This window comes from Lewinellaceae bacterium, from assembly GCA_020636105.1.
In the GTDB taxonomy this organism is placed as follows: Bacteria; Bacteroidota; Bacteroidia; order Chitinophagales; family Saprospiraceae; genus BCD1.
Genome location: JACJYL010000001.1, coordinates 3,119,885 through 3,141,888, shown reverse-complemented (window position 1 = coordinate 3,141,888; position 22,004 = coordinate 3,119,885). Strand labels below are relative to the sequence as shown.

Below are 22,004 nucleotides of genomic sequence, written 5' to 3'. Positions count from 1 at the left end.
AGCAGTCCCGACACACAGTGTCGGGACTTTTTTTTTGTGCGCCAATACCATTTTTTTTAACAGTATTGGTATCAAAACCTTTCCTTTACAAATTTCAAAACCTTCTCCATTTCATCTTTTATTTCCCCGGAGGTTCCTTTGAAATGGTTGTTCATAAAACTGAAGATTAGGGTACGCCCGCTATCGGTAAGAATATAACCACTAAGGCAGTAGGTGTTGCGCAATGAGCCTGATTTGGCAAATAAATAAGGTTTGTTGGCACCGTACCAGTTTTCAATGGTGCCCGATTGCCCTCCCGCCGGAAAGAGATCGAAAAGTCGTTTTTCCGTAAATTCCATCCGCATACGATCCAGGAGTGTAACCAGGCTCCGTGGGGTGAACATATTGTATCGCGATACCCCGGAACCGTCAGTCCATAAGAGTTCGTCCGGCATTTCCGTAAGCACATTATTCTTTGCATATTCGATAAGCTGCTGCGTATTTTGAAACCCAAAGACTTTGTCGGAACACATGAGCAGTAATTGTTCAGCAATAAAATTATCGCTTTGTTGCATGAGGCGCCGGTAAAGGCTATCAGGCATAGGTACATAGAGCGTATGGTATCCAGCCAGCGAATCTAAGGGGATGTAGGTCCCGGGAAGTACGCTGATGCCCAAGGTGTCGCTCAAAAGATTGCGCAATAATGCTCCGGAAATGAGGAAAGGCACCTCTTTGAACACCCTGGTTTTATAACCTTTTGCGGGCAGGGTGTATTCAAAATGGTTGCGGGTTTCGTCCCGGGTGACATTGAACCATGCTGCGCTATCCACCTTTTTTGAAAGATCCCTGAAATATTCAGGATAGATTTCCGGCATTTCTGCCCCGGGGTTTAGCGTAAATCTTACCGCATTTCCATAAAGCGGCAGGGCGGATTTTTCTACCTGGAAATAATAGGGATAGTCGTCCCACATCCATCCTTCCCCAAACCTGCTGTCCCGGAAATTTTGCTCTACAAGGCGCAAGGGTTTACCGGCCTTTCGCAACAGTTCAAGGGCCTCGTTTTGTCCATCAAAATCAGGATGCAGGAGCAAAGGGTTACCCGTGCCCCAAAAGTAAAATGCCTCCTCTTTTTCCAAATAATTCAATACAGGAAGACTGTCTCCCAATATTTTCAGGGCAGTGTAACAACTCAGGATCTTGGTGTTGGAAGCCGGGGTAAAATAATTACTGCCGTTTTTATTGATCAGGGTTTCTTTTGTTTCCGGGTCGTAGAGGACAAAACCTGTGAATTGCCTGGCGAAAACGGGGGAATCCTCTACCATTTGGGTAACGGTCCTGATTTCTTTTTTGGATATAACCAGACCGGAAGTACAGGAATAGCAAAAACTTGCCACAAGAAATAGGGTTGCAAGGTGTTTTAGTTTTATCATTTTCTTTATTTTCTTTAACTTCACTCAAATTAACAATTCATTGATTATGCGCAAACTGTATTTCTTATTTTTATTCATGGTAAGTTATTTTTTGGGCGCTGCCCAGGAGAGAAAAAACGAGCTGGCAGGTTATAATGAAGCTGTAGCGAAGGTGGTGTGTCTGCAAAACAACAACGATATTTTGCCTGTGAAGGAACTTGGAGACCTTACCATAGGTTATGCTTATTTCGGGCGTGATGCCAAAAGTTATTTCCTGGAAAGTTTAAGGAATTACATGCCCGTTCTACATTTGGGAGAGCAGGGGGGGCAGCAAAAATTTAAAGCAACGGCTAATAAAAAGTTACTCGTCGGAGCGGTAAACGCTGACTTCTTTGAGGGAATAAAAAATGATGACCGGGGATCCATGTTGTCTTTTTTGCAGGATTTTCAGGGTGAATATCCCAAGGTGCTGGTCGTCTTTGGACGGGGACAAATGCCACAATTGGAGCGGTTGAAGCCCATTTTTGATGCCATCATTTATGCTCCGTCAGAAGCTTACTGGTATCAGTCGGTAGCGGCCCAACTTGTATTTGGAGGAATGGGAACGCATGCCGTTTTGGATGAAAATATCAGCACTTCTTTTGTTAAAGGGAGTGGCGTTGTCCTTTCTCCCAACGGGAGGTTTAGCTATGCGCCCCCGGCTGCCGCTGGCATGAATGCCGATTTATTGGAGGATAGTATTGCCGCCATCGTTGAAGCAGGAATCAGGGCCGGCGCTTTCCCCGGAGCACAGGTTTTGGTGGCTAAGGACGGAAAAGTTGTTTATCATGAAACTTTTGGATACCACACTTACGATAGTCTGGCTCCTGTCATGAAGGATGATATTTATGACTTTGCTTCGGTTTCTAAAGTGACGTCCTCCTTGCCGGCCATTATGAAGTGGTATGGAGAGGGTGATTTTGACCTGGATGCTCCTTTGAAAACCTATTTTCCCGCTTTCTCAAGATCGAATAAGGCAGATCTGACCTATCGCTCCATGCTGGCGCACAACGCCAAATTGATGCCCTGGATACCTTTCTGGAGAAGTACCCTCAAAGGTTGTGCAAACTATCCATGGCGAAAACGCTGGGACAACAACAATTATAATAACGGAGCATTTAAACGAAATACCTTTAGCAGGGACTCTTCATCAAAATTCAATGTTTATGTCACAGACGATCTTTGGTTGTACAAAAAATACAAGCAAAAAAAGATTTATAAAGCCATTCGGAAGTCGCCTTTGAACGCAAAACAGGAATACAAATATTCAGGGCTGTTGTTTTACCTGTTGCCGGAGATCGTAGCGAACCGCTCGGGGATGGATTTCGAAACCTATCTTAAAGAAACTTTCTACCGCCCTTTGGGAGCCTATACGTTGACTTATAATCCTTCCCGGCATTTTCCGCTGAACCGCATCGTTCCAACGGAGCGGGATACCTTTTTCAGGCTGATCCAATTGCATGGGACCGTCCACGATGAAGGCGCGGCCATGATGGGCGGAGTTTCTTCCAATGCCGGACTGTTTGGATCGGCAGGAGACCTGGCAAAACTTATGCAGATGTATTTGAATTATGGCAGTTATGGGGGCAAACGTTACATCGGGGAAGAGGCGGTAAAAGAATTTGCCCGTTGCCAATATTGCGAAGAAGGGAATCGACGCGGCCTGGGATTTGACAAACCTTTGATCGAGTATGATCCGGCGAGCAGTTCCGTGGCTAAAGATGCCAGCCCGTCGAGTTTTGGACATTCCGGGTATACAGGAACCTTCACCTGGGTGGATCCGGCCAATGGATTGTTGTATGTTTTCTTTTGCAACCGGGTTTATCCCACCCGGTTTAATACCAAAATTTATGATCTGAACATTCGCCCGAGGGTTCACCAGGTGTTGTATGATGCGATAGAGAAGTAGCCTTGTTTACTGGTTGCTCGTTGCTCCGTTGAGAGGGGTTTTATTCAAAGAGGGTGGAAACAGGGATTTCAAAATGGATACCGGTTGCTTTGGCGGTGTCTCCCTTTTTGGCAATGTAGCGGTTGAGGTATTCACCGTCACCGGGATGGGTGTAAATTTCGACCTGTTGTTCCGGGATGTTGACAATCCAGTATTCAGGAACGCCGGCTTTGGCATAAAGAGGGATCTTTATCTTGCGGTCAAAATCAAGTGAAGAATCAGACACCTCTACAAGGAAGTACACCTCCTTCGGAGTGGGGTGGGCGGTCCGATACGCGTCTTTTTTGAATTTCGCGACGACAATGTCGGGTTCTGGTTCTGAGTATTCATTCAACCTTAAAGGATTCTGGATGGAGATGCTTGCCGAGTTTCCCAGGATAGTGAATAAATTACGGGTAATAAGATTTATTAACCCTGAATGGTTGCTGTTTATGGGGCTCATGCTAATAATTTCACCATTGATCAATTCAACGCGTGCACTTTCCTCCAGAATGCCGCTCTCTGCCATTCTGTAGTATTCATTAATATTGAATAACCGTCTTGCTAATTGAATATCCTGTTGCACGCTTTTTTATTTCAAAGATAACGGATATTTATGATAGGTACAAATCAAGCAAAGCAGCCCAAAAGCCAATAAAAAAGCTGAAATCAGGAAAGTTATATGCTTAGTCCCGATTTCAGCCTTTTTAGAAATATTAATCCAATAATGCCTGCGAAAAATTACGCCAGGACATTTTTCATATCTACTTTCTTTTCAATGATGGCCGCTACCTCGTCGATAGGCACCCGGACTTGCTCCAGCGTGTCGCGGTCGCGGAGCGTCACTGTATTGTCGTCCAGCGTTTCAAAATCAACGGTCAGGCAGAAAGGCGTACCGATGGCATCCTGCCGGCGGTAAAGTTTTCCGATGCTACCGGTATCGTCGTACTGGCAACTGAAGGACAGTTTGAGTTTATCAAAAATGTACCTGGCCTTCTCCACAATGGCATCTTCATTCTTTTTGAGCGGAAGGATAGCGCATTTTATTGGCGCCAAAGAAGGAGGAATCTTCAAGACATCCCTTGTATTATTAGGATCATCGGATCCGGGCACCACTTCGTTGACCAGCGCATGGCTCATTACCGCCAGGAACATACGGTCCACGCCAATAGAAGTTTCGATGACGTAAGGAATGTAGTTCTCGTTGAGTTCAGGATCAAAGTATTGCATTTTCTTGCCTGACAACTCGGAATGGCTTCCCAGGTCAAAATCCGTACGGGAGTGAATCCCTTCCAGTTCTTTAAAACCAAAAGGAAAATCAAATTCTATATCGAGTGCTGCATTGGCATAATGCGCCAGGTTATCGTGATCGTGGTAGCGGAGTTTTTCGGCGGGTGTGCCGAGAGCCCTGTGCCATTTCATTCTCACGCCCTTCCAGTATTCATACCATTTCATTTCTTCTCCGGGACGGACAAAAAACTGCATCTCCATTTGTTCGAATTCCCGCATACGGAAAATGAACTGACGAGCTACGATTTCATTACGGAAGGCTTTCCCGATCTGGGCGATGCCGAATGGTATTTTCTGACGCGTAGTCTTCTGAACGTTGAGGAAGTTGACAAAGATACCCTGTGCCGTTTCCGGACGCAGGTAGAGTTTGCCTTCTGTACCGGATATATTGCCCAATTGGGTAGAAAACATCAGGTTGAACAACCGAACATCCGTCCAGTTGCGGGAGCCTGATTCAGGATCAGCAATCTCACAGTCTTCGATAATGGCTTTCATCTCTGCCAAATCCTCACTGGCCATCGCTTTGACAAAACGATCCATTACCGCTTTGATATCTTCCTGGTATTTGACTACCCGGGGATTTTCGGTGAGGTACTGCTCTTCATTGAAGGAATCTTTGAAACGATTACGTGCCTTTTCGACTTCCTTGTCTATTTTGGCCTGTATCTTTTCACAATAGCCTTCGATCAGCTGGTCGGCACGATAGCGTCTTTTGCTGTCTTTGTTATCGATCAAAGGATCGTTAAATGCGTCAACGTGGCCGGAAGCCTTCCAAATTTTAGGGTGCATAAATATAGCAGAGTCAATACCCACGATGTTATCGTGCATATCCACCATAGCCCTCCACCAGTATTGTTTGATGTTGTTTTTTAATTCAACACCATAGGGTCCGTAATCATAAACGGCGGAAAGTCCTTCGTAAATTTCGCTTGACGGGTAAATGAATCCGTATTCTTTGCAATGGGCTACTAGCCGCTTAAACTGATCGCTCTGTTGAGACATAATTTTGCTGTTGTTTTTTGGGATACCCGGTTATTGTTCATGGTATAACCCAATATCCTGCATTTTGATTTCCTGCACCCTAGTTCGGATAAAATCCTGATTTATCCCTAAAGTGATTTGAAACGAGGTGCAAATTTCCGAAAAAAATACATATATGACCTCATTGTATAGGGGAATCTTCGAAAAAAGGCATCATATAAATGAAGTTATCACAAACTAAAACTAAAAAAAATGAGACAATTACTAAAAATTGGATTTTTGAGCGCTCTTTTAATAGGCTGTGCATCGGGCTTATTCGCCCAGGAGGTCTATAATTTAAATTCATTTGATGGTATTTCCGTTTTAGGAAATATTGAAGTCATTCTTGAAAAAGGAGATACTCCCCGTGCAGAAGTGACTGCAAATGGGATCTCGGAAGAAGATGTAAGCGTGTTTGTTAAGGAAGGTGTTTTGAAATTGCAATTACTCAAAACCATATTTCGAGAAGATGAGAATGTAACCATCAAGGTGTTTTATAAGGATCCTTTGGACTATATCAAAATCGGTGCAGGATCCCGGCTGACATCCACAGAACCTTTGGAAGGAGATAAGTTTGAATTAAAGGCTGTTTCCGGGGCACAACTGGACCTTGAAATCTATGTAAGAAAATTGAAAGTATACGTTGCTGAAGGCGGACTGATTGAATTAAAGGGTAAGGCTGAAGAACAATATGCTACGGCCGTTACCGGCGGAAAATACGATGGGCTGGATTTCGTTTGCCAACACACGGAAGCCAGGTCCAATACCGGTGGAGAGTTGTCCGTGGTGGCCATACAATCCCTTGACGCGAAAGCCAATACCGGCGGTTCCATCGAATATGCGGGGCAGCCTGCTAACAGAAGTATCAATAGTTTGTTTACCGGAAAGATCAGAAAAGTAAGATCCGGGGAGAACCAGTAAATAAAAAGGTCAATAAAAAAAGCCCGGGCGAAACGTTTCGTCCGGGCTTTTTTATTGATCTCAAACAAGGCTTTCCTGCCCGTTAAAGTTTTTGGAGTAATCTGGTCACCAGAGAGGTACCATCTTTTCCAAGCATACGAACGAGGTAATTGCCTCGTGGGAGATCAGAAACATCAAAAGTTCTTTTTCCTGCGGTTTCAAATTCTCTGACCGCCTTTCCTGCGAGGTTATAAACAATAACCTTTTTTACGGCAGCCCCGGCCTTGATTGAAAATATTCCGTCAGTAGGATTAGGGTACATGGTGATTTTTTCAACCTGTACCTCATTGGTTGATAAGGGGGTATTGAAATAATACATATTGACGGCCTGGATGGTTGAGTCAGCAAGATCGGTTACCGTGATCATTACTACGGCAGCCCCTTCCACCCCATTGGGGTAAACATGGACGTCCAGTGTACCTTCTTCGCCGGCAGCCATAGTTACATCTTTCGTATCAACGGATGCAAACCAGCAAAGGTTTTTGTCACAAACGGCACTTTCCCATCCTTCTGTCAAAGCAACTTCCGTTCTTACCCAGCGGTAGGTACGTTGTTCTGAGGCATTATTGGTCATGATACTGTGAGCCGCAGCATCGCCAGCGCTGGCTGATATACCTTCAACACTCACCGGGCTTGGCGAAATGGTCACTTGTGCAGATAAGGTGAAAGTTGCACAAACCGTTAAAACTAATAGGAGTAAATTTTTCATCATAAATAAAATTTTCCGGTGAATGAATAATACAGTCGTCCCGAATTTCGGGGCGACTGTATTTTGATTGATACCTGCGTAAAATTATTTAATTACAGATACTTTTTTAATTCCTGTTGCTTCTCCTGAGATCAGGTTGATGAAATAAACACCTGCACTCAAGTGATCGAGGGCGAGTTCTTCTGTGTACTCACCAGCATTGAGCATACCGAGATTTTTAGTATAAACGACTTCTCCGGTAACGTTCAATACTCTAACAATAGTAGCCTGTGTTTCGTTCAAAGTGAAGAACATGGTGGCATTGTTTCTTACAGGGTTAGGCGCAATGGTGAATTGTTCGTTCAGCACATTTTCCTGTACTCCTACAGTGTATTCAGCTTCGAAAGACTCTTTTGCTGAAGGAAGATCATAAGAACCGTCGTAAGCATATACGATATTTCCCGCATCATCAGCCACGGTAAGGTTTCCGTCAGCAGAGCAATCAGTCCATTGGCCGCCGTGCAAACCGTCTCCGTAAGAATCTATAAAGTTAAATTCATAACAGTCGATATCATCAGCAAGAGTAACGTTCTCTATGATTTGTGTCTGAGTTTGTCCGTTATAGGGTCCACCGCTGGCCACTGTAGCCCCTGAAGAATTTTTGATGTTCCAGGTGTTTTCTTCAGGCCAGCAATCTGTATTCAAGGTAATGACAATATGGTTGCCTACTGAAGCAGACTGAGCAAGGTCGGCAGAAATGGTGTTGTCATCCAGGATTTCATCAGTTTGTCCGTTAGGGTTCTGAAGATTCACGTTCAGTGTGTTGGTAGCGGTAGCATTGAAAGTGATAGGATCCAGGGTTACAGTTTCTGCGCCAAAGGTAGCCAAAGAACCTGTCCACTGGTAAGTCTGGTTGGCGCCTCCATTTACATTGTAAACGATATCCAAAGAAGTCAGGTTATCATTTCCGCTGTTTTTGATGGTAACAGCAGGAGTGATCGTTTGAGAACCGCTGCATACCCCTGCAGGTAATCCTGAAATGGCAATAGCTGTACTGTTGTTTATCTCAGGCACTGTGAACAAGATGTCCTGGTTTAATGCTGCCTGGTGAACCGCTTTTGTTGCATCATCCTGGATGTATGCGACAACTTCCAGCTGCTCATAATCATAGATATTGATGTCGTTATGGTTAAGCGAATAAGAGTAAGTTGCACTTTGACCGGCTGTCCAACTGTTAGATAAAGTTTCTCCTCCAGTACCGTTGAAGAATTTTTTCATAACGTGGTTGAAAGAAGTTTCACCGTTGCTTCCCGGAGGTGCTGACCAGTTGATCTGGGTCTCAGCCAAAGCCGTACGTAATTTAAGGGTACCGGATACATCCTGGGTACAGGTAACGGTTACCTCTACTGAAATGGTAGAACCATTACCTGACGCACTGATAGTGATATCAAAAGGAGAAGCAATGCCGTAGGCAGTATTGATTTCCGCCTGGTTCAGACATGCCGGAGCACCGTCATAATAACCACAATCATTGGAAATTTGAACACCATTTACTATGCCGGTAGGCACACCATTGACGCCATAATAATCCACTCTGTCATTTACATCAGACTGGTTGTCTTCGTACATTGGGTCAAAACCCGGCCACCATACCTGGTGTTTGAGGACAACAACTTTTGAAGGGTTGGCCATGAGCAAGGCATCAAAAGCGGGGTTTTGTGAGGCACAAGGGCCACAGGAAGCCTGGGTAAATTCTTCAACGAATACCAGGCGTTGTGATTGTCCGAAAGCAATGTTTGCGTAAAAAAACATTACCGAGGCGAAGGCAATTGTAAAGATTTTTTTCATAATTCACGAATTGATTAAATAGATAATAATGTAATGTTTGAAAATGTATTTGATAATTACTTCTTGTGATTTTTTAATTTTCATCAAAAAAACTAAAAAATCAGGGTGAAATACTCCAAAAAGTAAGACAAAAGTAAATAATATTGATTGAATCCCAACTGTTTATTTATGTAGTTCTGCTGACAAAGACTTTCTTCTGTAATGCCTGTTAGCGGGTTTGTGCTGTTTTTTCCAGCATGAATCCAATTTTGTGTAGCCCTTTTACGGGATCCGTACGCATGAATTGTTCCAGAGTGATTTTGTAGGCACCGGTAGCATTGAAAAAGGCATTTTTCTGAATGGGGATTGATAATTGGTAGGATTTTTTCGAACAATTCCCCTGCCAGCCTCCCGCTTTGTCGGCGAGCTCCAGGGAGAGGGTTTCGGCTATGCGTTCTCCTCCCGGAAATTTGGTATGAACCTTAGTGTAAAGATTCTGAAAGGCATAATCTTTGTCATGCTCTATTTTAAGGTACAAATTGTATATACTTGTCGTATCCTCAATGTCAAAGGTGAAATCCAAGGTATCCTGATAAGTCCAGCCTTCTTCGGGGATGGTATATTCTTTTTGATAGGCATAATCACTGCCGCAGGCAAAAAATATAAGAGGGATCGTTAAGAGTAGTAAATTTATAGGTCTGTACATTTTATTTTTTATGTTGAATAGAATGGGCATTTTTAATTCAGCCAGTTTCCCAATAAGCGTTTTTCGCCCCTTGCGTCATACAACTGACCATTGACCACTACAAAACGGGTCTGCCCGTTTTTTTGTATAAGTAATCCTGGATTTTTTCCGGGAGCAATGGAGCTGTCTGCTTTGTTCTTACCGTTTAAAACCTGGATAGGCAAATTGGCATAACGCACGTTATAGGGAGCTTCCGGCATGTTTACGCTGGTGTAACCGGAGGACCACAATTCCTGTACATTTAGGCTTTTTAACTGGCTGAGACTGGTGATTGGGTTGGGATAAGTCTTGCCCACAATGGCCCGATAACCCATGCCCGAAAAATCTTCATGGCCAAAGTAAACGGACAAATCGCCAAGATCACTTATTTTTCCGCTCAGGTAATAACCATCAGAGGTTCGGCTGGTATTTATTTCACTGTTTTTGTAGGCGATATCTACGGTGTACCATTCATTGTTAAAGGGAATCTGCACCTCCCTGATGATAAGGTCATTAAAGGCATTGCTGGAGTTGAAGGGGATTTTTGTGTATTCATCCACTCCGCGGCGTTCGTAATCTCCGGAGGCAATGGATTCAAAGGCAGTCAGGAGAACCATGTAATTCAATCTTCTGATCTCCTGTTTGTCGCGGTCATCTTTTAAGGCTCCGGACTCTATGAGAATAGTATTGGTACCCCATTTTTGGATATTATCACCAAAGGCACGAGGTTCGAAAGTATCGTTGTATTTGGCCACTTTGTTTGGGATGTATTGCTGGAGGGCGCTGTTCATTACGGCAATAACCTTCATGGCATTTGCCCGACCGAAATTGATGTCTTTTTGAGCATTGAATGCCGGGGCGAGGAAGGAAATAGTCGCGGAATTGGGGTCGAGGCCAGCTGAGTAATACCTGTTCTGATCATGTAAATTAAAGCCCCAGTCAGCATTGATCTCATCGCGTATCCTTTTAAGAATTTTGGATTCCGGGCATTGTAATCTCACCGCATCTCTGTTCAGGTCAATACCCAGGGCATTGCGTCTCTCGAATTGTTCGGCTCCATCAGGGTTGAGCATCGGAATGAAATACAGGGTAAGTTTATCCCTCCATTTTTCGCGAAAAGGATTGAATGTATCGTGGGCTTGAAGGAAGTTGAAAATATCCATTATGGCCGCAGTGGCGGTAGGTTCGTCTCCGTGCATCTGAGACCAAAGCAGGACTTTAACGGGGCCATTTCCGTATTTTACGAGGTTGATTTCGCGGCCCTCAATAGATTTTCCTGCCGGAATGACCTCGAAGGGAGATTTCAATTGCCGGATGAGGGGTAAAATATCCTGATGTTTAAATCTCTGCCCTTTGATGCTTTTTTCTTTGTATTGAGGATAGGACTGGTAGAATTGGGAGGCTATATTTTGCGCAGTGGAAACCCCGTTGCACTGAAATAAAAGGAATAAAACCAAAACAGGCAGATAAGTGCGGAACATCATGGTCGGTTTTAGTGAATGGAAAAGGAGGCAGCGGGGGGATGAACAGAGGGAGCTTCCAATTTATTTGGATGCTCCCTCTGCTGCTTCCCGCTGTTGATATCAAATTATGTGTCAACGTTGGCATATTTGGCATTCTCTTCGATAAATGCCCGGCGGGGAGGTACTTCGTCGCCCATGAGCATAGAGAAAATACGATCCGATTCAATGGCGTCATCAATGGTCACCTGTCGAAGGATACGAACGTCCGGATCCATGGTGGTTTCCCACAACTGTTCGGCATTCATTTCTCCAAGACCTTTATACCGCTGCACTTTTACAGAAGCATCATTTTCACCTTTTGCATAAGTTTGAACAGCATCCTTTCTTTCTTCCTCGTTCCAGCAATACCTGAATTGTTTTCCTTTTTTTACCAGGTAAAGGGGCGGTGCCGCAATATAAATATTCCCGTTTTCGATCAAACGGTGCATATATCTGAAGAAGAACGTAAGGATCAGCGTAACAATGTGGCTGCCATCGACATCGGCATCACACATGATGATGATCTTATGGTACCGCAGTTTTTCGATGTTTAACAGTCGACGGCCGTCTTTATCCTCTTCAATTCTTACCCCCAGGGCGGTAAACATATTCTTGATTTCCTCGTTCTCGTAGATCCTGTGTTCCATGGCTTTTTCTACATTGAGGATCTTACCCCTTAATGGCAGGATGGCCTGGAACTTTCGGTCTCTTCCTTGCTTTGCCGTTCCTCCGGCAGAATCTCCCTCCACCAGATAGATCTCGCATTCGTCCGCATTCTTGGAAGAGCAGTCTGCCAGTTTTCCGGGAAGGCCTGTTCCGGTAAGCACGTTTTTCCGCTGAACCATCTCACGGGCCTTACGGGCTGCGTGGCGGGCTGTTGCGGCGAGAATCACTTTGTCGATGATCCGTCTTGCCTCATTGGGATGTTCTTCCAGGAAATGTCCCAGTGCTTCCCCTATTCCTCGGGAAACAATCCCCGTCACTTCAGAGTTTCCGAGTTCCCCCTTGGTTTGACCTTTGAACTGAGGTTCCTGCACTTTGACTGAAATGATCGCGGTGAGACCTTCACGGAAATCTTCGCCTGAAACTTTAAACTTCAGCTTTTTGAAAAAACCGTTTTCATCGCCGTAGTTTGAAAAAACCCTGTTCACCGCCCTTCTGAATCCATTGACGTGGGTACCCCCGTCAATGGTATTGATATTATTGACGTAGGAATAGATGTTTTCAGTAAACGACGTATTGTAATGCATGGCCACTTCAAACTCTACATTATCTTCTTTGCCAGATACATGGATCGGTTCCTCAATAAGTCTTTGACGACTTTCATCGAGGAAGATGACAAATTCTTTTAATCCGCCTTCTGACTGGAATTCTTCGGTGAGGAACTCTCCCTTATCATTTTTAGATCTCTTATCGATCAGGATCAACTGAAGCCCTTTGTTCAGGAAAGATAATTCCCTAAGCCTGTTGGCTAAGGTTTCAAATTTGTAAACAAGTGTTTCAAAGATTTCGTGGTCCGGCTTAAAAGTGATAGAAGTTCCTCTTTTGTCGGAATCGCCAATGGCTTTCACATTTTCCAAAGGGATGCCTTTAGCATATTCCTGCTGCCAGACTTTCCCATCGCGGTGCACTTGTACTTTGAGATGTTCAGATAATGCGTTTACACATGAAACCCCTACACCATGAAGTCCTCCGGAAACTTTATAGGTGTCTTTATCGAATTTACCCCCGGCGTGAAGAACCGTCATGACCACCTCAAGGGCTGATTTTTGAAGCTTCTCATGCATGCCGGTAGGGATGCCCCGGCCATTATCAATTACGGTGACGGAATTGTCTGGTTCAATGATTACCTCTATCCTGGAACAATGTCCTGCCAGGTGTTCATCAATGGAGTTATCCACCACCTCCCAAACCAAATGGTGCAGCCCCTTAATGTCGGTACTGCCTATGTACATCGCAGGTCGCTTGCGCACAGCCTCCAGTCCTTCCAATGCCGTAATGTTACTGGCATCATAATTGTCGGACTTGGGCTTTTTCTGTTCGTTTTCTTTATTCGTATCCATCCTGCAAAGATAAGAAAATTGAGTAGTTTTTTTTGATAAAAAAAGAGTTTAATTGTGCTGGCCTGAATAAAAAAAATATCCCAGTTAATCTTATCTGATTCCTGAGTTTTCGACGGGTTTTTTAAAATATTTTGACATTTCAACAGTGTTAATCACCCTGTTATGAACAGAAAATAAAACCTTGATTACTGTCCCGGATAATTATTTATTGGAGTTGATTTTTTAAAGCCCAAAGCCCGGAATGATGCCAGGGAGGATAAAAACTGCGAGATAGGCTAATGGATCTTTTTTTCCTGATATTTATTTTAATCCTTTGAGTAAAAGGAGGTAATGCCTTTTTTTTTGAGTTATTTTGCAGCCTGTCAAAATGACACAAAATTTTAACTGGCAAAGTAATTGATTATCTTTACTATCGAAACAAAAAACAAAGACTAAACATGGCAGCCAAAAAGAGCAAAAAAAACAAAAAAGACGTTGCAGATAAGTCTACAAACTCAGATCCGATGATTGAAATGGAAAATAATGAGGAAGGAGTTGATTTGAAAACGGAAAATAATCCGTCGCAGCAACCGGAAGATATGAAAAAACAATACGACGAATTAAAAGATAAATATTTGCGGCTTTTCGCGGATTTTGAAAATTATAAAAAAAGAGCCGTAAAGGACAAGCTGGATCTGATGAAGACTGCTGCGCAGGACACATTGTCAGCGTTATTACCGGTCCTGGACGATTTTGACAGAGCAGGGAAAGCTGCCGGACAAGGGGGTAATGCAGATAGTTTCAATGCAGGCATTGGGCTTATCATTCAAAAGTTATCCAATATTCTGGCTCAAAGAGGGTTGAGCGAGATGGAATCCAATGGCGTTGCATTTGATCCGGAACTGCATGAGGCCATCACTGAAATCCCGGCTCCTGCCGAGGAGATGAAAGGAGTCGTAGTGGATACAGTTGAAAAAGGGTATTATCTGAATGATAAAATAATTCGCCACGCCAAAGTAGTGGTTGGGAAATGATAAATTACGAATTAGGAATTACGAATAGCTAAATGATTTAATTCGTAATTCGTAATTCGATATTCGTAATTGAAAAAACAATTTATGTCGAAAAGAGATTATTATGAAGTGCTGGGCGTGGCAAAGTCAGCGGATAAGAATGAATTAAAAAAAGCTTACCGCAAATTAGCCGTTCAATACCATCCGGATAAAAACCCGGGAGATAAAGCGGCAGAGGAAAAATTTAAGGAAGCGGCAGAGGCTTATGAGGTGCTCACTGATGCTGATAAACGTGCCCGGTATGACAGGTTTGGCCACGCCGGATTAAACCAAAATTCAGGAGGGGGCTTCCAAAGGGGAGGCATGACCATGGAAGACATCTTTAGTCAGTTCGGAGATATTTTCGGCGATGGCGGAAGTCCTTTTGATGCCTTTTTTGGGGGAGGCCGTGGTGGCGCAAGACGTTCAGGAGGAGTTCGGGGCAGTAACCTGAGAATAAAAGTTACCCTGAACCTCGAAGAAATCGCCACAGGGGTCAATAAAAAAATTAAAGTAAAAAAACAGGTGGCCTGTGAAACCTGTAGTGGCAGTGGTGCCAAAGACAGCAGCTCGGTCAAAACTTGCCAGACCTGTCGTGGCGCCGGTTCTGTGCGCCAGGTGAAGAGCACCTTCCTGGGCCAGATGGAGACGGTAGTGGCCTGCCCTACCTGCAACGGGGCGGGAACAGTAACTACCGCCAAGTGCGGAACCTGCAAAGGGGAAGGAAGAACTTATGGAACAGAAACCATAGAATTTGAAATTCCTGCAGGAGTTGAAGAACAAATGCAATTCTCCCTCAGAGGTAAGGGAAATGCCGGGATGAATGGCGGACCTGCCGGTGACCTGATCATCAATATCGAAGAAGAGCCGCATGCTGAGTTGAAAAGAGATGGCATGAACCTCATCTACGATCTCTACTTGAATTTCGCCGATGTGGCACTGGGAACTTCAGTGAGTGTGCCTACCATCAACGGACAGGTGAAAATAAAAATCCCCGAAGGAACACAGCCCGGTAAAATTTTTAGACTGAAAGGAAAGGGTTTACCTTCAGTTCAGTCCTACGGGCACGGGGATGAGTTGATCTACGTAAATGTATGGACACCAAGATCCTTGTCAAAAGAAGAAAAAGATATGATGGAGCAGTTGCGTCAAAGCCCGAATTTTAATCCTCAACCGGGTAAAAAGGATAAAGGGTTTTTTGATCGGATGAAGGATTATTTTGCTTAAGGATACAAAAAAGAACTTCTCCCCATGTTTATTCATATCTACGAATGGATCAGTTTTGGACTACTAAGGCTTTATTGATCCGCTTTACCAGTTGGGGCCCCTCAAAAATAAGCCCGGTGTACACCTGGATGAGGTCGGCGCCGGCGTTGAGTTTTTCCAGGGCGGATTCCGGAGAGGAGATGCCCCCAACCCCGATGATGACAAGATCTTTGTGTCCGTTTTTCCTCAGGTAACGAATGATTTCCGTGGAGTGGTTTTGAAGGGGGGCACCGCTCAGGCCTCCTGCTCCAATATGTTCTGTTTCGGTTTTTAATCCTTCGCGGCTAATCGTTGTGTTGGTGGCAATGATGCCGTTGATCCCTGTATTTTTGACGATTTCCAAAATGTCATCCAATTGTTCGTTGGAAAGATCAGGAGCAATTTTTAATAAGATAGGCTTCGGGTTTTCTTTGGATCGGTTGAGGTCCTGAAGGGTCTGGAGCAATCGGGTCAAGGGTTCTTTTTCCTGGAGTTCACGCAACCCAGGTGTATTGGGAGAGCTTACATTGACGACAAAATAATCGACCCACGGGAATAAAGCCTCAAAACAGAAGGTATAATCATTTTGAGCATCTTCATTGGGTGTCACCTTATTCTTTCCGATATTTCCACCAATGATAATATTTTTAGTATAGGCTTTTTTTAGTCTTTCCACCAAAGCCTCCACCCCTTCGTTGTTGAATCCCATACGGTTAATTAATGCATTGTCGGCAGGAAGCCGGAACAGGCGTGGCCTGGGATTTCCGTCCTGGGGTTTTGGGGTAACGGTGCCAATTTCGATAAAGCCGAAGCCCATATGGGGCAGGAGGTTTAAATATTTTCCGTCTTTGTCGAAACCCGCTGCCAGTCCAACAGGGTTTTTGAAGGAAAGTCCCAGTACCTGACGTTCCAGGTTTTTGTGGCTGAAATGGAAAAGATTACGAATAACGCTGCTAATTACGGGGAAGCCAAGGCCAAAGGCGAAGAGCCTCATGGTGAAACGGTGTGCTTTTTCCGGAGATAACAGGAAGAGGAGTGGTTTTACGAATCGTTTGTACATTTAAGGAGATATTGGAGAACCTGAAATATTATTTGATCGCCTGGCAAAAATAGGTAAATCTGACGAGCTCCTTAAAGTTATTGGCCGGTAAAAAAAGGGCTGGAAAGCAAAAAAGCGATCCAGCCAAAATCATAATCCCAAAAACTAAATTTATGATAAAGCCCTTGCGGGCTGTTTCATACAAACTTTAAGCTTCGGTTTCCTGAATCAGTAACTGGAAACCATTGCCGTGAATGTTGACAATTTCGATATTTTCATCTGCTTTGAGGTATTTACGCAATTTGGTCACAAAGACGTCCATGCTCCGGGCAGTGAAATAGTTATCTTCCCCCCAAATTTTTGTTAAAGCTTCTGATCTGGGCAATATGTCATTTACATACATCGCAAACATACGCAAAAGTTGTGCTTCTTTGGGAGAAAGTTTCTCTTTTTCTTCATTTTGTTGCCCCATATTGTAGGTTAAAATACGCAAAGGGTAATTAAAATGATATTTTCCGATGGTAAATTCTTTAATTTCCTCTCTTGGGTCAGGTTTGGTTTGGCTTCTTTTGAGTATGGCCTGGATACGGAATAATAACTCCTCGGAATTAAAAGGTTTTGAAATATAGTCGTCCGCTCCGAGCTTAAACCCCTGGAGGACGTCATCCTTCATCGTTTTGGCGGTCAGGAAAATGATAGGGGTTTCTGTATCTTTTTCGCGAATTTCGCGGGCGAGGGTAAATCCGTCTTTTTTGGGCATCATTACATCAAAAATGCACAAGTCATATTCTCCCCGGTTAAAAAAATCATAGCCCTGCACCCCGTCGGTTGCCAGCGTAACGTCATAATCATGCATTTCAAGATATGATTTGAGCACATCTCCAAAATTTTGGTCATCTTCTACTAACAGGATTCTGTTATTCGTCATAAGTTTAGTTTTTTCGGTCCTCCATGGTTAAAGAGGATTTTCAGGATGTTTCCCATTAAGACAACATCTCCATTAAATTGTTTTGATTATAATTCAAAAGGAAAAACGAGAATAAAGCTACTTCCATTGCCCAATTCACTTTTTACTTCGACTCGTCCCTTGTGGGCTATCATAATAGCTTTGACATAACTCAACCCGAGTCCAAACCCTTTGATGTCGTGCAGGTTTCCTGTATGAACACGATAGAATTTATCAAAAATGTGCTTACGTGCCTCTTTATCCATCCCGACTCCTTTATCACTTATAATAACTTCAACTCCGTTGGCAACATTGCGTGTGAATATAGAAATTTCGGGTTTTTCAGGAGAATATTTATTCGCATTATCCAAAAGATTGTTGATCACGTTTGAAATATGGGTCAAATCGCCCTTAATGAACGGATTGGTCGCTTGCAGATCGGTGGTGACGATGCCGTCTTTTTTTTCTACCTGCAGGTTAATGTTGTCCACTGCCCTGTGAATAACTTCTGTAAGGTTAACTTCTGTAATTTTCAGGGAAAACTCATCTTTATCGATCACCGCCATTTGTAATACTTTCTCCACCTGGCTGTTCATTCTTTTGTTTTCCTGCTTGATGATGTTGGCAAATCGTTCAATTTTATCGGGTTTACCCATGATCATCGGGCTGGTAATGGAATCCGCTGCAAGAGAGATGGTGGCGATAGGGGTTTTGAATTCGTGGGTCATGTTGTTGATAAAATCCGTTTTCATTTCAGAAACTTTCTTTTGTCTGAAAATGACATTTACCGTATAAGCAAAACAGAGCAGGATAATGGTGGTGAAAGAAGCTGTTCCCAGCAAATTTCCCCACATGGAACTCCATACAACACTTGTCTTTTTGGGGAAATACATCATGAGCATCCCCGAAGATCCTTTTTTGTCAGGATAGAGGAACACTTTGTATTTCGTTGAGTTAATATTGGTAATCACTTCGTTGGACGCTTCTGTGATCAGGGTGTTTTGGGTGTTTTTATCGTCCATGATGATAAACCGTCCGTCTTTTTTTGAAAATACGCCATAATGATACTCGGTATTCACACCGTTGTTGGTTAGCTGCTGGCGGATGGTTTCTTTCAGATAATCAATATTGACCCTGTCTTTGAGAGGTAATTGCCCCAGGCTGTTGGAACTGAGGTAAGCTATTCGCTTTTGACTATTGGTGCTCATCTCTTTACGGCAATTAGCACATACAGGCTCAGTAGCCGTAAACTGCGCTCTCAACTGATCCAGTAAAATGGTTTCCCCATTGGTTTTGTCTTTGGAGTAAGAAAGCCCTATATTGACTTCAGTAATGGTCCCGGGAGCAGGGATGTTGCCCCGGTGGATATTGGCATAGCCATTTTCATAGTGTAGAAATGCCTGGCGATCCTCTTCTTCCTCCAGGTTCCTGACTACTGCATTTAATGAAGTAAAAACATTAGCGTCAAACTTTTCCTCGTTGATGATGATCGATGTGCGGATGAGGTTCATCTGCAACCAGACTACCCCGACTACCGCCATGGTCATCAATCCTATAATGGTCCATATTACCCGTTTACTCATTGATCTGATTGTGATTTTTATCTAAGTGCTACAAAAATAGGGATATTCAAATTGAGAATGGACACTTTAACACACCTTTAACGGCTTGGTCAAAGGGCTCATTACCTTTGAATTATAACAAAGTCAAGTGACAGGATGTTGATCGAAGTTACCTTTTGGCTACCATCACCAGTTCATTCAGCATCATGGCTGTTGCCCCCCAGATGATGTGCCCTTCATATTTAAAACAGTGGACGTTTTTAAGCTGAAAATTCCGGACGGTGAGGTCGATGGTTTGAATGCTTCCCGGGTCAAGTAAAAAGGAAACGGGTACTTCAATGATATCATCCACTTCATCTTGCTGGAGAACAAAATCGGGTCGGGTGGTAGTGTACCCCACAAAAGGGTGTACCTCGAAATTGCTGACGGGAATGTAGAGGCTGGTCAGGGGGCCCAGCATTTCTACCTGGTCGGGTGCCACGCCGGTTTCTTCCATGGCTTCCCGCAGAGCAGTATGCATCAGGGTGCGGTCACTGGTTTCATATTTTCCGCCGGGGAAGCTTATTTGCGCGCTATGCGGATCATTTTCATGGGCTCGCCTGCGGATCAGGGCGATGTGCCACGCTCCGTTTTTGGGATAAAAAAGCATCAGTACCCCGGCAGTACGGGCATCAGTGGGGGGAGTGATTTCTTCCCTGGAACGAAAATTTTTCGCCATTTCAAGCTGTGCCCTCTTTCCAGGAAGCGGTTGCTTTAAATTCTCTCTGAAGCGGCTGATGAAATCCATAAAAATTACTAATTTTTTCCGGAACAATTTTCCCGGGATCTCTCCCGGTCTAACGTCACGGCAACCTCTGTTAATCATGCCGGGATTTCGATGCGTTCAACCTCCAACAATATAGTTAACAGATTAAGTGCCGGGTAGTATCGGGTTTCCTTAAAAACAAAACCCCGGCAGTAAAGGTTCACTACCAGGGTTTTGTCTTAGAAGTTAAATAGTTGCCCTAAAGGCTAATCTTTCTTATTTGATACCTGCAGGTATTTTTCGAGCGCCATGGTCATGGAAGGAGCATCAGGCGTAGGCTGAATATTGATTATTAAACCTTTAGCCTCAACCGCTTCGCTGGTGGCTTTCCCAAAAATAGCCAACCTTGTTTCATTTTGCTTGAAATCAGGGAAGTTCTCATAAAGAGACGTTATTCCCAAGGGGCTGAAAAATACAAGTACATCGTAGGTAACGTCACTCAGGTCAGACAAATCACTGCTCACCGTTCTGTACATCATTGCATCCTGCCAGGTAAATCCGTTTTCAGTGAGATAAACGGAAACATCCTGGGCGCCGAGGTTGGAACAAGGCAACAGAAATTTTTCAGTTGCTTTAAACTTGTTCAGAGCCGGAGCCAAATCCTCTATGGCCCGCTGACCAAAAAAGACTTTCCGTTTTCTGTAAACGATGAATTTTTGCAGGTAATTGGCAATGGTTTCCGTAAGACAAAAATACCTGGTCTCCTGAGACATAGTAATCCTTAGGTCTTCACACATGCGGAAAAAATGATCCACGGAATTCTTACTGGTAAAGATTATTGCCGTAAATTCATCAGGGCGAACACGGGTCTTGCGAAATTCTTTCGCAGAAACGCCTTCCACTTGTATAAACTGACGCCAGTCAATGGTGAGATTGTATTTTTTTTCCAGTTCGTAATAAGGTGATCTCTCCGGCTTCGGTTGTGACACAAGAATGGTTTTTATCTTCTTAAAACTCTCTTGTTTCGCTTTTCCGTTAGATGCCATTCATTATAGTGTTGTGATAAAAAAAAACCCGTCATCCTTGTAAATAGTTCGTGAAAAAACGGTACAAGAAAAGGACAGGTGTGATTTCGACGGTGCAAATATACAACAAAAAGTGGAATTTATGAAACTGTAAAAATTTATCTGCAATGAAAAGCCCTCTTAGGTAACGCAGTAGATAAATAAGTGTGATAATTCCAAAAGTAATGAAAATTAATGCACGGGTCATCCCCGGGGGCATATAGGCAATGCATAAGTTGAAAGGAACGAGTAACAGCCCCGTAAAGATGGAAAAAACGACCATCGTGAAATTATAGGTACTGACTTCCTTTTCTACAGGGAATACCAATCCTATAAAAATGAGTACAAGATGTTTTAGCAAAAACAAACCCGTTATTCCTGCTGTGATATATCCTAAAATAACGTATTGGTTGCCTTCCGGTAACACCCCGAAATGATTGGCTATCAAAAAGAGGAAGAGTCCGGCATTGAGAAAAAATAAAAGATACAGCGGTATGAAAGCTGTAGTCATGCCAATGTTCTGCCTGTCGCTGTATAATTGGTGTAACATATTATCCCGGAAAACCGCTTTATAGACTCTCGATACATATGTCCTGAATAAAGTCAGGAAAATCGTCAGCAGCAAAAGAATGGTAATTACAACCGGAAAAAGGAAGGCATTGTCAGCCTTGTCCGCGTATGTTGTAGCAGGTTTGTCGGGTTTGGCTACGGGGACAAGGGCTTTTTCTTTTTTTCGTTTGACAGGGGCTTTGCTGGCTACAATCTCGAATGGATTTGCCTCGGTCACCAGGTCTTCTGACCGGGCAGAGGTATCCGCCTTTACTATTGGTGTGGTAAGCCTGGGCGTGAGTTCAAAAGGGTTGGAAGCCGTTTGTGCCGCAACAAAAACGAACGGTCCTGTGAGTAATAGTAGGAAGTATATGTACTTTTGAAACTTCAAGGCT

General features: G+C 43.7%; 18 protein-coding genes. 4 read left to right on the top strand and 14 right to left on the bottom strand.

Features of this window, described 5'->3' with window-relative positions:
• Nucleotides 1–71: 71 nt before the first annotated feature.
• Nucleotides 72–1,409, bottom strand: a complete 1,338-nt coding sequence (locus tag H6571_11900) for a D-alanyl-D-alanine carboxypeptidase (GenBank protein MCB9324430.1) — start codon at nt 1,407–1,409, stop codon at nt 72–74.
• Between the two features lie 46 nt (nt 1,410–1,455).
• On the opposite strand from H6571_11900, the gene H6571_11895 reads away from it, so the two are divergent.
• Nucleotides 1,456–3,336 (top strand): serine hydrolase, encoded by a 1,881-nt coding sequence (locus H6571_11895; GenBank protein ID MCB9324429.1) that lies wholly within the window; start codon nt 1,456–1,458, stop codon nt 3,334–3,336.
• A 40-nt stretch (nt 3,337–3,376) separates the two neighbouring features.
• Here H6571_11895 and H6571_11890 read toward each other — a convergent pair whose 3' ends face one another.
• Together H6571_11890 and H6571_11885 are read right to left on the bottom strand one after the other, a co-directional pair.
• The gene (locus H6571_11890) at nt 3,377–3,940 is read right to left on the bottom strand and encodes a Uma2 family endonuclease (protein ID MCB9324428.1); all 564 of its coding nucleotides are present in this window, start codon (nt 3,938–3,940) and stop codon (nt 3,377–3,379) included.
• A 155-nt stretch (nt 3,941–4,095) separates the two neighbouring features.
• Nucleotides 4,096–5,646, bottom strand: coding sequence for a glycine--tRNA ligase (locus H6571_11885; protein MCB9324427.1), 1,551 nt, complete (start codon nt 5,644–5,646; stop codon nt 4,096–4,098).
• A 231-nt stretch (nt 5,647–5,877) separates the two neighbouring features.
• Between H6571_11885 and H6571_11880 the strand changes: the two genes are divergently transcribed.
• Nucleotides 5,878–6,585 carry a DUF2807 domain-containing protein gene (locus H6571_11880; GenBank protein MCB9324426.1) on the top strand — a complete coding sequence of 236 codons (708 nt, stop codon included), beginning with the start codon at nt 5,878–5,880 and terminating at the stop codon, nt 6,583–6,585.
• 82 nt (nt 6,586–6,667) lie between these two features.
• Here the strand turns inward: H6571_11880 and H6571_11875 are convergent, their stop codons facing one another.
• From H6571_11875 to gyrB, 5 genes are all read right to left on the bottom strand, one after another.
• Nucleotides 6,668–7,336: a T9SS type A sorting domain-containing protein gene (locus tag H6571_11875; protein MCB9324425.1), complete on the bottom strand. Its 669-nt coding sequence runs from the start codon at nt 7,334–7,336 to the stop codon at nt 6,668–6,670.
• Between the two features lie 81 nt (nt 7,337–7,417).
• Nucleotides 7,418–9,160, bottom strand: coding sequence for an Omp28-related outer membrane protein (locus H6571_11870; GenBank protein ID MCB9324424.1), 1,743 nt, complete (start codon nt 9,158–9,160; stop codon nt 7,418–7,420).
• 208 nt (nt 9,161–9,368) lie between these two features.
• Complete coding sequence (locus tag H6571_11865; GenBank protein MCB9324423.1) at nt 9,369–9,845, bottom strand: gliding motility lipoprotein GldH; 477 nt, start codon at nt 9,843–9,845, stop codon at nt 9,369–9,371.
• Nucleotides 9,846–9,877: 32 nt separating this feature from the next.
• The gene (locus H6571_11860) at nt 9,878–11,347 is read right to left on the bottom strand and encodes a peptidase M14 (protein ID MCB9324422.1); all 1,470 of its coding nucleotides are present in this window, start codon (nt 11,345–11,347) and stop codon (nt 9,878–9,880) included.
• A 104-nt stretch (nt 11,348–11,451) separates the two neighbouring features.
• Complete coding sequence (gene gyrB, locus H6571_11855; GenBank protein ID MCB9324421.1) at nt 11,452–13,428, bottom strand: DNA topoisomerase (ATP-hydrolyzing) subunit B; 1,977 nt, start codon at nt 13,426–13,428, stop codon at nt 11,452–11,454.
• Nucleotides 13,429–13,865: 437 nt separating this feature from the next.
• Between gyrB and H6571_11850 the strand changes: the two genes are divergently transcribed.
• Nucleotides 13,866–14,441 carry a nucleotide exchange factor GrpE gene (locus H6571_11850; protein MCB9324420.1) on the top strand — a complete coding sequence of 192 codons (576 nt, stop codon included), beginning with the start codon at nt 13,866–13,868 and terminating at the stop codon, nt 14,439–14,441.
• A gap of 84 nt (nt 14,442–14,525) precedes the next feature.
• Nucleotides 14,526–15,686, top strand: coding sequence for a molecular chaperone DnaJ (gene dnaJ, locus H6571_11845; protein MCB9324419.1), 1,161 nt, complete (start codon nt 14,526–14,528; stop codon nt 15,684–15,686).
• 49 nt (nt 15,687–15,735) lie between these two features.
• On the opposite strand, the gene H6571_11840 is transcribed toward dnaJ, so the two are convergent.
• From H6571_11840 to H6571_11815, 6 genes are all read right to left on the bottom strand, one after another.
• The gene (locus tag H6571_11840; GenBank protein MCB9324418.1) at nt 15,736–16,764 is read right to left on the bottom strand and encodes a quinone-dependent dihydroorotate dehydrogenase; all 1,029 of its coding nucleotides are present in this window, start codon (nt 16,762–16,764) and stop codon (nt 15,736–15,738) included.
• 187 nt (nt 16,765–16,951) lie between these two features.
• A complete protein-coding gene (locus tag H6571_11835) occupies nt 16,952–17,671 on the bottom strand; it encodes a response regulator transcription factor (GenBank protein MCB9324417.1) in 720 nt (239 codons plus the stop codon).
• Nucleotides 17,672–17,757: 86 nt separating this feature from the next.
• Nucleotides 17,758–19,272, bottom strand: coding sequence for a HAMP domain-containing histidine kinase (locus H6571_11830; GenBank protein ID MCB9324416.1), 1,515 nt, complete (start codon nt 19,270–19,272; stop codon nt 17,758–17,760).
• 148 nt (nt 19,273–19,420) lie between these two features.
• Entirely contained in the window at nt 19,421–20,038 is a 618-nt protein-coding gene (locus tag H6571_11825; GenBank protein ID MCB9324415.1) for a CoA pyrophosphatase, read from the bottom strand.
• Nucleotides 20,039–20,262: 224 nt separating this feature from the next.
• Entirely contained in the window at nt 20,263–21,042 is a 780-nt protein-coding gene (locus H6571_11820; GenBank protein MCB9324414.1) for a uroporphyrinogen-III synthase, read from the bottom strand.
• A 31-nt stretch (nt 21,043–21,073) separates the two neighbouring features.
• The gene (locus H6571_11815; protein ID MCB9324413.1) at nt 21,074–22,000 is read right to left on the bottom strand and encodes a DUF4271 domain-containing protein; all 927 of its coding nucleotides are present in this window, start codon (nt 21,998–22,000) and stop codon (nt 21,074–21,076) included.
• Between the last annotated feature and the right edge of the window lie 4 nt (nt 22,001–22,004).

Bases quoted from the DNA above. Each gene is read 5' to 3' on its own strand.
- H6571_11900 (MCB9324430.1), bottom strand. From the start codon at position 1,409: ATGATAAAACTAAAACACCTTGCAACCCTATTTCTTGTGGCAAGTTTT.
- H6571_11895 (MCB9324429.1), top strand. From the start codon at position 1,456: ATGCGCAAACTGTATTTCTTATTTTTATTCATGGTAAGTTATTTTTTG.
- H6571_11885 (MCB9324427.1), bottom strand. From the start codon at position 5,646: ATGTCTCAACAGAGCGATCAGTTTAAGCGGCTAGTAGCCCATTGCAAA.
- H6571_11880 (MCB9324426.1), top strand. From the start codon at position 5,878: ATGAGACAATTACTAAAAATTGGATTTTTGAGCGCTCTTTTAATAGGC.
- H6571_11875 (MCB9324425.1), bottom strand. From the start codon at position 7,336: ATGATGAAAAATTTACTCCTATTAGTTTTAACGGTTTGTGCAACTTTC.
- H6571_11870 (MCB9324424.1), bottom strand. From the start codon at position 9,160: ATGAAAAAAATCTTTACAATTGCCTTCGCCTCGGTAATGTTTTTTTAC.
- H6571_11865 (MCB9324423.1), bottom strand. From the start codon at position 9,845: ATGTACAGACCTATAAATTTACTACTCTTAACGATCCCTCTTATATTT.
- H6571_11860 (MCB9324422.1), bottom strand. From the start codon at position 11,347: ATGATGTTCCGCACTTATCTGCCTGTTTTGGTTTTATTCCTTTTATTT.
- gyrB (MCB9324421.1), bottom strand. From the start codon at position 13,428: ATGGATACGAATAAAGAAAACGAACAGAAAAAGCCCAAGTCCGACAAT.
- H6571_11850 (MCB9324420.1), top strand. From the start codon at position 13,866: ATGGCAGCCAAAAAGAGCAAAAAAAACAAAAAAGACGTTGCAGATAAG.
- dnaJ (MCB9324419.1), top strand. From the start codon at position 14,526: ATGTCGAAAAGAGATTATTATGAAGTGCTGGGCGTGGCAAAGTCAGCG.
- H6571_11840 (MCB9324418.1), bottom strand. From the start codon at position 16,764: ATGTACAAACGATTCGTAAAACCACTCCTCTTCCTGTTATCTCCGGAA.
- H6571_11835 (MCB9324417.1), bottom strand. From the start codon at position 17,671: ATGACGAATAACAGAATCCTGTTAGTAGAAGATGACCAAAATTTTGGA.
- H6571_11830 (MCB9324416.1), bottom strand. From the start codon at position 19,272: ATGAGTAAACGGGTAATATGGACCATTATAGGATTGATGACCATGGCG.
- H6571_11825 (MCB9324415.1), bottom strand. From the start codon at position 20,038: ATGGATTTCATCAGCCGCTTCAGAGAGAATTTAAAGCAACCGCTTCCT.
- H6571_11820 (MCB9324414.1), bottom strand. From the start codon at position 21,042: ATGGCATCTAACGGAAAAGCGAAACAAGAGAGTTTTAAGAAGATAAAA.